Here is a 13,371-nt window from a genome sequence, read left to right as displayed (position 1 = left end):
GTGAAATAGATGGCATACGTTGAAAAAATAGTTACAGAAGCAGATTTTCATAATTCACTCATAAATTTAATGACTGAAAACGGTTGGAAGAAAGTCAAAACCTTTTATAAATACATTGATAAGGAAAAAGAGCAAGGAAGCAAAGATAACATTACTAAGCTGTATAATTATTGGTGTGCAAAACATGTTGTCTTACAAAATTCAGATGGTGGCATGTACGGAATCGTTCAAACTTGGGCTTGGGAGACTAAAACAAAACTAAATATTGATTTATCTACAGATAAAGGCAAAACAGAATTTCAATCTTATGTAGAAGATAATCCAAGATATAAAGATCGTTCTTGTATGTATCTATACATGATAGAACAGGTTCCAAATTATAAAGACAATAGCATAATTCAAATGGGCGCTCAAGACGGTAGTGAATTTCAATCTATTATGGATGTTGAATTAGCTGAAGTAAAGGTAACTTCAAATAGAAACGTAAATCCTAATACTGGGGTAGTTTATTACACAAATTCCTACGAATATGAAGATTCACCTCAATTGATGATGTCCCCTTGGGTAAAATGTTCATTTAGAAACCCTAAACTAACAAATATAAATGTCGATTCGAATTGGTGGCCGGATTCAATGGTTCGTATTACGGGACAAGTAGATAAATCCCGTGTGGTTCTTCTAATACAAGCTGATAGAACGCCTGCTTTCGATAATAACTCTGTTCCTGTAATTCCTGTTTATATGGGGAAATTAGAAAGTTATGCAGCAGATGACACAATTGCCGACGCTCTATGGGCAGGCACCGCTTACGATGAAGGTTCAGAAGCGTCTTCCCATAATTATAACTTTGAAAGTAAAACTCCATTTAGGGATGTAAAAAAATATATGCCGAGAACGAAGGCATATCCAAAAAGCCCAGGTAACGGTATTGATAACATCATAATTAAACGTTCACGTTTTGGAGCAAGATATCAAGCTCATTATCTAGCGTGGAATGTTCCATCTAACATGATGCCACCAGATAGAAAAAGTACAACTGGTGGCCAGTATCCAAACGCATGGCAAAATCATGAGAATGATGAATATAAATATCAATTTAATCCTTCTGTTTACAGCAATAAAGTCCATACGTCACGAGCGTATATTGTTCATCCAGAGGAAGGTGTTCGCGGTTATATGCCTTATATCGTTCTACTATCACCTTTAGGTTTATTAAATGGAGATAAATTGAAAGTAAGACAAAATACTTGTCCAGATACCCATGACATTTATCGTTTCTTTACGGTCGATGCAATTTCACCAATTACAAAGTTACCTGCTACTGCTTATCGACCAGCTGGATTAGGAATCTACGAAAAAACAAGATAAAGGCGGATGAATATAAATGTGGTTTGATAAAATAACGTATTTGCAAACATTACCGAATGACTTAGAAAAAATGTTTACTACTAACGGATGGGATAGAAAACTATTTTTCAGGATTCGTAGTGGAATTAGTAAGTTTATCGATGTTCGTTTATTTGAAGCAGTTGGAAGTGATGGAGAACGTAGAAAACTAGGTGTAGCAAATGCATACGATACGAATCTATCAGATTTTACCGATAATCGATACATTACAGCGGATTCTCCATTAGGTAAATTAGGTATAGGTGATGGTACAAAGAAAGACTTTCAAATGCCTGTATTTCCAGTTACAGAAAGCTCCCTTATTATTTATATAAATAGTATCGTAAAAGATAAAAAAGGCTATACAGTGAATGCTCGCACTGGACAAATTAAGTTTACTGACGCGCCAGCGAAGAACGATAAAATTACATATGAATGTAGACTTGCTAGTGATGCCTATGAACCTTCTAACGATATGATTTTCTTCACCTACAGTCAGTATTTTATCGAAAAAGAAATAAAACTATCAGATCAAGCAAGTAAATTAGGGAATGGGAATGGAACAAAAACAGAGTTCCAATATCCATTCCCTAATTTCGATGAGTCTCGCACCATTTTTTATAAAAATGATGCCATTATTTCACCAGAAGAATACACATTTACCGAATCAAAAATTGTGTTTAAAAAGGCACCTGCAAGTACGGATAATATTAAAATGGCTGGCTTCTATACAGTTGAACCTAAAGCAGATGGAACCATAGATACACTAACAGCAACTAAATCTTTTGATACAGAAGATATGTTAGGCATTATGAGTGAAGTGTATTCAGCGTTGAATTTCGCTAATCCTTCACCATATACACCGATTAGTTTCACTCCAGAAAAGCGGTTTACAAGAGACTGGAAACGAGATTCTGTTGTTTATATGTATGGAAATGCCAATAGAGACCGTATAGCCATGTTTATGCGTGTAGATCCAACACCTGCTCCCGTTCGTGCTTTATTCGTCCCTGTTTATATCGGCCGAATGTATACATTTGAAAATGCTCCGCGAAGAAATATGATAATCGCAGCAGGTTGTCGTACTGGTGACCAATTTGTATATTCTGCAAATAAAAAGGTCGGAAATACAACGATAGATTACGGAGAAAGTACAAGTAACGGTAATGAAACGGTACAATTAGCACAATCTTATACAGGCTCTATGTACCAACATCATTATCTTTCTTTCATTACTCATAATATGGATGTTGATAATGGTCAGGGACGCTTTAATCCGTCTGTGTATAGTGGTAAATATCATCTATCTCAAGTGTATATTGTTCATCCTAATGATGGGTATGTAGGTAAATTAGATGATGTCTATGCAGTTCATCCGAAAAACATCCAGCAAGCTGATGAATTAGAAATTGAAAAAACAGTTTCTAATGAAGTTTTAGGAAAAGGTGACGGGGCGCGTAAAGTGTTTCACTTAGAACATAAACCTAAAGGCGATACCTTAAAGTTACTACGATCTTGTATAGAGGTACCAAAGGAAGAATATGTGTACAATTCCGATGATAAAACCATTACATTTAATGAACCACCGGTAAATGATGCTGAAATTATTGCTTATTATGAAATGGCGCAATTATACCGCTATACATTACCGACCACACCTGTTTCACCTATGACGCAAGCAAAAGCAACGCCTTTCAATCCAATTGGCTTAGCGATCTACAAAGAAGATATCTAAAAATAAGGGGGTAGCAGAAGAATGAGTGAAAAAGTTTATTCTATTGCTTCCCCTTCTATATGTACCAAAGAAAAAAGTCATGTTGTCACAGTTGGTTCTGGACCCAATAGAAATGAGAGAACCTACTCTTTTTCTATTACTCCAGCAAACACAGAAAATAAGAATGATGTTTATTATCCGATTTGCATCGCTCCTTACGCAAGGCACAAGGCGGTTAGGGAAGATAATGCAGCAGTCACTGGTACGAAAGTACGAGCTAAGGGAATCTTATCCAGAGTCATTGAAGAAGCACTAAGACAAAATGAAATGGATGCTTCTATTTCTGACTCAACTGATTTTGAATTGAATCGTATTATTGAAGTGGCCAAAATGGAAACACAGCAATCTAAACGTACTGATAGTATGTCAGTGCAACTTATTTCTGCAGATGAATCCATACAACATGAACGAATTTTCGATATAGACCATATCGAAGGGGTAGAGAGCGAAAGACCAAATGAAAGAAACGACGCAGTTGTGCATCATGCAAATGAATCACAACTTATAACCAAAGAACACGATGCAGCTCAAATCATAGAACAGGATGTATTGAAAAATAAATTACGTGAGTTCGTAGCGGCTGGCATCAATGAATTACCAGAATGGGTAAAAGTCGCTCGTATTCTATATGGCGAAGAATTTTATCAAGATGTAAGTTCAATTGTAACTAGGGAAATACAGGGAGAATATAACGAGGGCGCTGTATCAAATATCGTTTCCCCAACTATCGATGCATTAATTAACACAGAGGATATCGGTGAAACAAAACGAGAAAGCATTGAGACTCGTTGCCCAGATGATTACGAAACATTTGCAACTGAACATGAATTAAAGGCTTCTTTAGAAGAATTCGATTTGTTTGAAGGTATGGGCACTCCTGTTTATCTTCCGGATTATGACTTGTTCGCTAGAATTCAAAGAGAATTGGCAACGAATATCGAAATACAGCATGATTTTGAACGTAAGACAATAATAGAAAATGCCGATCTACTTCCAAGTGAAGATTTAACAACTGCAGAAAGAGAGCCTATTATAGATGCTACTCGTATAGATTTTGACTCTTCTATTCGGATGAAGGAACTTAATGCTGATTCTATTATGATAGAGGATTCAAATAAACATATGGATGTATTTGCTACAGAAAGCAGCGAACCTTATACATTTGAAAGAATAAATGACCAGTATGCTGATATCGTACAAATTCATAATTCCGAACTGATTGTAAAAGAACTTGAGTCTATTCTTCCTGATACGCAGGTATCTGTAAAAAAAGAAAATGTATTTACAGCAGAAGTTACAAATTCACAAGAAAGCGAAATTTCTTCTCGTGTTTTATCGGTTGAAGATATTGCCGTAAGTACCAATGCGCTAAAAACACAAAATACATTTGAAGCAACAGAAAACGGAAAAGAGGAATTTATACGATTAACCGAACTAACTGCAAATATTGCACATATAGACGGTGCTGATCGCTTATTAAATGAATCACAAGCAGATGCAATTGAATTAATTAGTGCGGACAAGGAAGATTCACCAGTACTTGTAGATGTATCTGAAAGCATTTCATCCGAATTAAAACTACAAGATATTCTTACTACTATAGAAGACCATGATGTTATTGCTAATAAAACAATAAAAGAATTATCGGCTTCCATAGAAGAATTCGATTTATTTGAAGGTATGGGAATTCCTGTATACCTTCCTGAATTTGATTTATTTGGTCGTATTCACAAGGAACTAGAAACACGCATTACGTTCTTTGAAGACGCTTCTAAACTATCACAAATTATGCAAATGCAAATAGATCAAACAGTTGTATCCGGAAAAGTAGAAAAAGAACTTCTAACCATAGTAACCGAAGAAGTAGCTTCTGACATCGTTCCAGTTACCTTAGATGCTGAATGTATCGATTTAGACGCTTCTTTTAAACAAAATACACAACAAGCTCTTATTACAGAACAAGAAACCTTTATTGGTATACGTGAATTTGAAGGCAGAGTTATCTCTGATATCACACCAGCGGATAAAGAAGTTATAACTACAGATACGGAAGTAATTGAAACTGTAGATGCAGCAAGAGAATCTGAACAATATGCAATTGTTAGTGGATATGAATTATTAGAGCGACAGGATGTTATAGACGCTTCGACTAATGAAGTGGATACATTTGATAGGGAATGTGAATTAGAAAGTGTTACAGAGGAATATGAACGTTTTGAACGCAAACCAGAACTAGAATCCGTTCTAGAAGATACTGAACAATTCAAGCTTGAGAGAGTGCTAGATACAGAAAAACCAGATGAATTAATAGTTATTGAAAAGGAAAATGATGATCCGAAGTTATGGCTGCGTCATAGTCGTCAATCTTGGTGGACAAATTCAAACTGGAGGAAAACAAGATAAGGAGTGGAGAAAATGAAGAGTATCGGGAAAATTTTATCTAACCCCGAAAGTGGTTGGATAAGAAAAAATTGTCAACCAGCTAATATAGATACTTTCTTTAAGGGGGTGAACCTTAATGGTTCGAAAGGCTGGTTCGCTGTGGGTAGTGATGAATATGCAGAAACAGGAGGTGCGTGGTACGCAACCTCCGAAGTACCTTCTCCAGTGCTATCTTTTACATTCTTTGGTTCAGGATTTCGTATTATTACGGGTCATGATACGGTACCAAAAAGCGCATATCTTTTGGTTACGGTTGATGGCAGTTCTAGAACCGTTAACCTTGCCGCTTATACATCAAAGTTTACAGTAGTTTATGAAGATTTGAATTTACAAAATAAGGAGCATACAGTGACAATACGTGCAAGTGGAAGTAATACAGGACGTTTTACTTTTCTATATGCAATAGACTATTTAGATTTAGAGTTGGAGAAAAAATCTAAGGTCTCACTATACGAAAAAGAAAGCGGAAAAATATTTGTAGATGATTTTGATTCCATAAATCCAAAATGGCTTATGTCACCATCAAATGCATTTAACATTGCTGTAAAAAAAGGATTCCTTCGTATGAATCATTCTGCAGATAAAGACGTTATGCTTTTAATCGATAAACCACAAAGTAACTTTGCAATCCAGGTTATTGCGGATTATGCTCCTACAAAAGAAGGAGATGAAGGCGGCTTACTGATTTATCAAAATGAAAAGAATAAAATTGAGTTTCTTGAATCCTATTCTGCTAATGGTTCACAAAGCAATAAAGAGTGGATGGCAATATGTAAGGAAGATCAATGGGACTTTTACACAAAGACAGATACATTTTTTGATTATGCGGATAACGATTCATTAGCAGCAAAAAGAATTGGTGTTGTTTTAAAAAGAGGAACTGCAGAGGGATTTGTACCGCTTGACATCAATAAAATTATTATGACAAAGAGTAATATGTTACGTCTGCGTCAACTATATAAAAATTATAAGATTGTATTAAAAGATTCTGCAAATAATATCCTGTCTACTAGCATCGTTGCTGCAGCTCATACAGGCATTGATATTCTACTTCCTTCTTTAGAGTTTGAAGGAATCGTAGAAATCTATGATGAAGAAAACGAACTACTAGCGAAGAAACAAACTATCTTTTATGGTGGGGATATGTATTGTATGGGTTCATCTTTACAAATCAAAATGAATAACGATGAATTAAATACAACAGATCCAACGAATTTAGGTTACATGGTGGATAATGAGCGAATTCTAAAAATGACAATCGTAAATGATAACATTGGTGCTGCTACAAATATAAAACTATCAATCCAGCAATATATGGAGAAAATCGGCTATACCTGGGCACGTATTTCATTAGATGGTACTAACTATTTGAATGAAATACAGATTGATTCAATAGCCGCACAAAGTACGCGTGAATTTTGGGTAAAGGTTGTGAAGGATACAAATTTACTAGCATTTGAACCAATTTATTTTAATGTTCATCTAAAACATAATTGAGGTGAATACAATATGGGAACTGTAATGAAATTATATAGATATACATCCGAAAGTGAGATTACACCATCAATCCTTATTGAGAGGAATGTACAAATTACAATTGAACCAGGGAAAGTTCTATATGCTCCGCTGGATGTAGGTTGTAACAAATACGATATTCGTACCATTCAAGTTACAAATGATTCAAACGTTGAAGCAATGTTATTTATGTACGATCAAAAAGAGAATGGGAATCAGATTTATAAAAGCTTATCAGAAAAAAGAACATATGATATTTTGGCTATTCCTTGTGAGGATAAAGATCATACAAACAAGGTACATCTTTATATAGAAAATAGGGGCGTAGCAACCTCTACTTTTAATGTTTCTATGAAAGCAATACGTTTAAATTAAGGAGGAAGATGTAGAATGACAAATAAAATTTTCAATCGCTTTGAAGTTGCACGAAAAGACATATTCCAAACAGTTATTGATGAGATGCTTAGAGTTGGATGGGTACAAAAAAATAAAGGAGCATCTTCTAAAAATAACTTTTTTGATATGTATTCAGATGGTAATGATAATAAGAAAAATATATTCTTAGCACTTATCCCGTTTGATGGAAGAAATTCTGAATCTGCCCCGTCAACAAACTCTAGTTATGATATTAGAAAATCAGACTACGCAGATCCATTCTTTCGCTTTTTTGAAGGTTACGACGAAAACTCAAATAGCCGGATAAATATAACTGAATCCAATCCTTTAGGCTGGTTTTTTGGTAGAAGATATAACACCGGTTTTACAAAGGGAAAAGGACCAACTTATGATAAGGATGCGATTTTTGAATTATACATTTTTGCGGATAAAGAACGTGTTATTGTTGCTACAATTGCACCAGAATATCTATCCGGTTACAACGTTGTTTCATATATAGGCGTTCCGGATGACCTGTATTTAAAAGAATCACATGAACCATTTACAAGGGCAATATATGCAGCATCAACAGCTTTCTCTGGAGCAACTACTAGTTCTGTGTCGGCTCAAAATCAAGGATGGATGTTTGCGGGTCCTGAATCATTTCCTTCTTCAACTAAACCATATAGGTCCACCACAAGTTATTTTACGCCTTTGAAGAACCCGACAATTGATAAATCATATATTTTGTCTCCTATTTTTGTAGAGACTAAGGATGAAGGTGTCCGAGGACGATTAGATGGAATATTTTATTTAAGCGGAACAACGAATTTATCTCAAGGAGACTTCATTGAAATTCCAACCGATGAAGGGATACAAAAATATAGATATTTAGCCTGTGTTAGTAATGTGGCCAACACCTATTCGTTACCATCAGATATTGTAATAAGGGTTTCTTGATTATGGCTACTTTTAAAGGAATGATATTACGTAATTATCTAACTGTAGCCAATAGGAATGCACATACACGGAAGGGGGCATTTTTACCTAAAATAGAAATACCTAATAACCAACAAAATCATGACATAAAACGGCCAAGACAAGAGCCATTAGAACATTCATGGAAAAAATTAAATACGTAAACAAGAGAATCCAAGCGTGCAGCAGCAGGCTTTTTTATTTTGGCCAAAAATTGAAAGGAGGTGAGAACTTGGAAAGAATTCAAGAACTCATTATGGCATTGAATATATCTGATGTCATTACAAGTACTCAATTTAAAGTGGGTGGCATTATAAGCGGAGGACTAGGGACGTTAATTAATTTGCTATATGGTAAGGCGAATGTAATTTGGATTGGAATCTACTGCTGGAGTATCATGTTAGACTGGATTACTGGTAGTAAGGCTTCAAAGCTAGATGGAACATACAGCAGCCAATACGGAATTGAGGGCATTACGAGAACCGTAGTGCTTTTATCATTACCGGCTCTTGCACATCTGTTTGATATTGCTCTTAAACTACCTGACTTCTTTTTCTTCATGGTAGTCGGTGGATTGAGTTACCACATTTTTAATAGCTTCGCTGCAAACTGTGCAAGAATCGGCTGGGAAAAATGGATTCCTGCATGGTTGTTAGAAAGTATAGCATCCGAAATCCAAGCAAAGATCCAAAGGTCTGATGCAAGAAAAGAAAAACAGAAAAAAATACACGCCTTACATAAGTAGAGCATTGTCAAAAGACGGTGCTCTTTTTGTTTGGCTAAAAAGGGAATATACACAATGAAAAAACATTGAAACTATTTAGCTCATTATCTATGACTCTATTGCTCTTATTTTCGTTTGCTACGGCTTCGTTCTCCGATAGGGTACTAATATTGTTCAAGACTTACCGAAACAAGTATCTGCAAAGAAAATGTATTTACAGCAGAAGTTACAAATTCACAAGAAAGTAAAATTACTTCGCGTATATTATCGGTTGAAGATATCGCTGCAAGTACCACTGCACTAAAAATACAAAATACATTTGAAGTGATAGAAAGCAGCAAAGAGGAATTTATACGATTAACCGAATCAACTGCAAATATTGCACATATAGACGGTGCTGATCGCTTATTAAATGAATCGCAAGCGGATGTAATTGAATTAATTAGTGCAGAAAAGGAAGATTCGCCAGTACTTGTAGATGTATCTGAAAGCATTTCATCCGTATTAAAAGCACAAGATATTCTCATTACTATAGAAGACCATGATGTTATTGCTAATAAAACAATAAAAGAATTACCGGCTTCCATAGAAGAATTTGATTTATTTGAAGGTATAGGGATTCCTGTATACCTGCCTGAATTTGATTTGTTTGGTCGTATTCACAAGGAACTAGAAACACGCATTACGCTTTTTGAAGATGCTTCTAAACTATCACGAATAATGCAAACGCAAATAGATCAAACAGCGGTATCCGAAAAAGTAGAAAAGGAACTTATAACTATAGTAAATGAAGAAGTAGATTCCAACATCGTTCCGGTTACCTTAGATGCTCAATGTATCAATTTAGACGAATCTTATAAACAAAATACACAACAAGCTCTTATTACAGAACAAGAAGCCTTTATTGGTATACGTGAATTTGAAGGCGGAGTTATCTCTGATATCACACCAGCTGATAAAGAAGTAATTGAAACTATAGATTTAGCAAGAGAATCTGAACAATATGCAATCGTTAGTGAATATGAATTATTAGAGCGACAGAATGTTGTAGAAGCTGTTACTAGCGAATCAGATACATTTGATAGAGAACACGAATTAGAGAGTGTTACAGAGGAATATGAGCGATTTGAACGCAAACCAGAACGAGAATCAGTTCTAGAGGATACTGAACAATTCAAACTGGAGAGAGTACTTGATACAGAAAAACCAGATGAATTAATAGTTATCGAAAAAGAGAATGATGATCCGAAGTTATGGCTACGTCATAGCCGCCAATCTTGGTGGACAAATTCAAACTGGAAGAAAACGAGATAAAGTGAAGGTGATAGAATGGCAACAACCCAATTAGGTAATAGTTTACTGAAACCGGAATCTGGATGGAATCGCAAGTATTGCCAACTCGATAACGTTAACACTTTTTTTCAAGGTGTAAGAGATACGGATACATACCCAAGTGCTAGTTGGTCTATAGTAGGTGGAAATGATAATCCTTCTATAGAAAACTGTTGGCTTACATTTTATGGACCCCAAAATACAAATGATGATATATTTTCATTTGTATTTACCGGAACAGCTTTTAGAATAATGCAAACGGCTTATGGAGCACATCGTTATAACATAAAAGTAAGAATAAATGGTGGGAATTGGATTAAAGGCTCGGTAATTTCAAATAATACATTAATGTTTAGGGTCTGTTTTGAGAAATTAGACCTACCTAAAGGCACCCATAAGGTAGAGGTATCTTATGGTGGTTTCACTGATGGTTCAAATGATAAGCAACTTTATACAATGTTATCTGCTATTGATTATGCAGATTTAAGTGCAAAAATAGGGGACCAATTACTTCAACCCGAACCAGGTTGGAATCGAGTAGATGATGTTAATCCGCTTATTTCTTATATCGGAGACAGTTGGGCAGTAAGTTACAAAGCTGCTTACTACTATAATAAGACAAATAACTTTAGAACTGTTGACAGTCCTGGTTCATTACAATTCACTTTCAAAGGGACAGGTATTCGAATAGTATCTAGCCTGTATAACAATGGTGACTGGCCTGATGTATCTGTTGAAATTGATGGTGTAGCTGTCGGGAAGTATGCTCAGGCTATCGGTAATCTGCCTAGAACTACATTTGTGACATTACTTTTTGAAAAGACAGGATTGAATGACGGTGTCCATAAGATTAAATTAAGTGGTACAAAAATGAATATGGACGCATTTGATATCTTAGGTGGAGACATTGTAAAACCTCCTGCTAAAGTCGGGGATGTACTTACACAGCCAGACCCCGGTTGGAAACGATTTGACGATACAGATATTAATTTCCAGTATTCCGGAGCATGGGGTGTGAATACAAAATCTGATTACTATGGTGGTTCTACACACTATTGTCCAAGCAATAAAGATTTAGCAACTGTACAATTCCAGTTTTACGGGACACGTTTACGAATTATAGGTTTATTATCCACCTCATACGACAGAGGAAATATTACAATTGACAATCAACCCCAGGAGACATTTAGTTATAAGCGAAGTGATGCGCAATTCCAATCATTAGTATATGAAAAAATTAATTTAACTAAGGGTTTTCATACAGTTGTATTGTCAGGGATCAATATAAATTTCGATGCACTCGACATTGATGCAGACGGATTTCTTATCACTCCCGCTAAAGTGGGTGATGTACTAAAAGAACCCGAACCTGGTTGGAAACGGTTTGATGATGCAGATCCATTAATTAGTTATGCCGGTCCATGGATAATATCAACTAATAATCCATTAGATAATTATAATAAGACGCTTCATGTTAAGGACACTCTTAATAGCGCAGCTGCCGAATTCAAATTCACATTTAAAGGAACTGGTATTCGACTTATAGCTACTTTGAGTAATACCCCTGCTTTTAACGTAGAATCAACTATAACAATTGACGGTATATCTGAAACCTTTAAAGGATATCATCCAACCTACGCCATTCAAGGACTAGCATTCCAAAAATTAAATTTGAAAGATGGAGTTCATACCGTTAAAGTTTCCACACCAGCCTTTATATTTGATGCTGTTGATATTCAGAATGGCGAATTGATTTCACAAGATGTAATAAAAAAACCAAAAGTATCCTTATACGAAAAAGAAAGTGGAAAAATATTTGTAAATGATTTTGATTCCTTAAATCCAAAATGGCTAATGTCTCCATTTACTGCGTTTAACAACGTGGTTAAACCAGGATTTTTACGGATGAATCATTCTGCAGATAAAGATGTACTGCTATTAATTGATAAACCACAAAGTAACTTTGCAATCCAAGTTATTGCGGATTATGCTCCTACAAAAGAAGGAGATGAAGGCGGCTTACTAATCTATCAAAATGAAAAGAATAGGGTTGAATTCCTGGAATCCTATTCTGCTAATAGTTCTCAAAGCAATACAGAGTGGATGGCAATATGTAAGGAAGACCAATGGGACTTCTACATAAAGACAGATACATTCTTTGATTATGCGAATAACGATTCATTATCAGCTGAACGAATAGGTGTGGTTTTAAAAAGAGGAACTGCAGAGGGATTTGTACCGCTAGACATCAATAAAATTATTATGACAACGAGTAACATGTTGCGTCTGCGCCAGCTATATGAAAATTATAAGGTTGTATTAAAAGATACTGCAGATAATATCCTTTCTACTAACATCGTAGCTGCAGCTCATACAGGCATTGATATTTTACTTCCTTCCTTAGAGTTTGAGGGAATCATAGAAATATATGATGAGGAAAACGAACTACTAGCAAAGAAACAAGGTACCTTCTATGGTGGAGATATGTATTGTATGGGTTCATCCCTACAAATCAAAATGAATAGCGAAGAATTAAATACAACTGATCCAACGAATTTAGGCTACATGTTGAATAATGAGCGGATTGTAAAAATGACTATCGTAAATGATAACATTGGTGCTGCTACAAATATAAAACTATCAATCCAGCAATATATGAAGAAAGTTGGTTACACCTGGGCACTTATTTCATTAGATGGTACTAACTATTTGAATGAAATACAGATTGATTCAATAGCCGCACAAAGTACGCGTGACTTTTGGGTAAAGGTTGTGAAGGATACAAATTTCCTAACATTTGAACCAATTTATTTTAATGTTCATCTAAAACATAATTGAGATGAAT

Annotated in this window: 7 protein-coding genes and 3 pseudogenes; all 10 read left to right on the top strand. The window is 35.3% G+C overall.

Annotated features, from left to right (window positions below; genetic code table 11):
• The first annotated feature begins 9 nt into the window (after positions 1–9).
• The 10 genes and pseudogenes from QCI46_RS28840 to QCI46_RS28795 all read left to right on the top strand — a co-directional run bounded on the left by QCI46_RS28840 (position 10) and on the right by QCI46_RS28795 (position 13,364).
• Positions 10–1,368 (top strand): hypothetical protein, encoded by a 1,359-nt coding sequence (locus QCI46_RS28840; protein ID WP_353842077.1) that lies wholly within the window; start codon positions 10–12, stop codon positions 1,366–1,368.
• Between the two features lie 16 nt (positions 1,369–1,384).
• Positions 1,385–3,121, top strand: a complete 1,737-nt coding sequence (locus QCI46_RS28835) for a hypothetical protein (protein WP_353842076.1) — start codon at positions 1,385–1,387, stop codon at positions 3,119–3,121.
• A 21-nt stretch (positions 3,122–3,142) separates the two neighbouring features.
• Complete coding sequence (locus tag QCI46_RS28830) at positions 3,143–5,563, top strand: hypothetical protein (protein WP_353842075.1); 2,421 nt, start codon at positions 3,143–3,145, stop codon at positions 5,561–5,563.
• 378 nt (positions 5,564–5,941) lie between these two features.
• A pseudogene (locus tag QCI46_RS28825) lies at positions 5,942–7,099 on the top strand (hypothetical protein); the annotation flags it as partial.
• Between the two features lie 12 nt (positions 7,100–7,111).
• Complete coding sequence (locus QCI46_RS28820; RefSeq protein WP_071731731.1) at positions 7,112–7,492, top strand: DUF1998 domain-containing protein; 381 nt, start codon at positions 7,112–7,114, stop codon at positions 7,490–7,492.
• Positions 7,493–7,507: 15 nt separating this feature from the next.
• The gene (locus QCI46_RS28815; protein ID WP_353842074.1) at positions 7,508–8,452 is read left to right on the top strand and encodes a hypothetical protein; all 945 of its coding nucleotides are present in this window, start codon (positions 7,508–7,510) and stop codon (positions 8,450–8,452) included.
• Positions 8,453–8,702: 250 nt separating this feature from the next.
• The gene (locus tag QCI46_RS28810) at positions 8,703–9,215 is read left to right on the top strand and encodes a phage holin family protein (RefSeq protein WP_353842073.1); all 513 of its coding nucleotides are present in this window, start codon (positions 8,703–8,705) and stop codon (positions 9,213–9,215) included.
• Positions 9,216–9,219: 4 nt separating this feature from the next.
• Positions 9,220–9,387: pseudogene (locus tag QCI46_RS28805) on the top strand (N-acetylmuramoyl-L-alanine amidase); the annotation flags it as partial.
• Between the two features lie 8 nt (positions 9,388–9,395).
• Positions 9,396–10,508 (top strand): annotated as a pseudogene (locus QCI46_RS28800) (hypothetical protein); the annotation flags it as partial.
• Positions 10,509–11,402: 894 nt separating this feature from the next.
• Positions 11,403–13,364 (top strand): hypothetical protein, encoded by a 1,962-nt coding sequence (locus tag QCI46_RS28795; protein ID WP_353842125.1) that lies wholly within the window; start codon positions 11,403–11,405, stop codon positions 13,362–13,364.
• Positions 13,365–13,371: the final 7 nt, after the last annotated feature.

This window comes from Bacillus cereus group sp. RP32, assembly GCF_040459735.1.
Taxonomy (GTDB): domain Bacteria; phylum Bacillota; class Bacilli; order Bacillales; family Bacillaceae_G; genus Bacillus_A; species Bacillus_A wiedmannii.
This window is presented reverse-complemented; position numbering and strand designations above follow the sequence as displayed.

What these genes read in the sequence shown, in the direction of transcription:
- QCI46_RS28795 (WP_353842125.1), top strand. Translation starts at nt 11,403, where the DNA reads ATGGACGCATTTGATATCTTAGGTGGAGACATTGTAAAACCTCCTGCT.
- QCI46_RS28830 (WP_353842075.1), top strand. Translation starts at nt 3,143, where the DNA reads ATGAGTGAAAAAGTTTATTCTATTGCTTCCCCTTCTATATGTACCAAA.
- QCI46_RS28815 (WP_353842074.1), top strand. Translation starts at nt 7,508, where the DNA reads ATGACAAATAAAATTTTCAATCGCTTTGAAGTTGCACGAAAAGACATA.
- QCI46_RS28820 (WP_071731731.1), top strand. Translation starts at nt 7,112, where the DNA reads ATGGGAACTGTAATGAAATTATATAGATATACATCCGAAAGTGAGATT.
- QCI46_RS28840 (WP_353842077.1), top strand. Translation starts at nt 10, where the DNA reads ATGGCATACGTTGAAAAAATAGTTACAGAAGCAGATTTTCATAATTCA.
- QCI46_RS28835 (WP_353842076.1), top strand. Translation starts at nt 1,385, where the DNA reads ATGTGGTTTGATAAAATAACGTATTTGCAAACATTACCGAATGACTTA.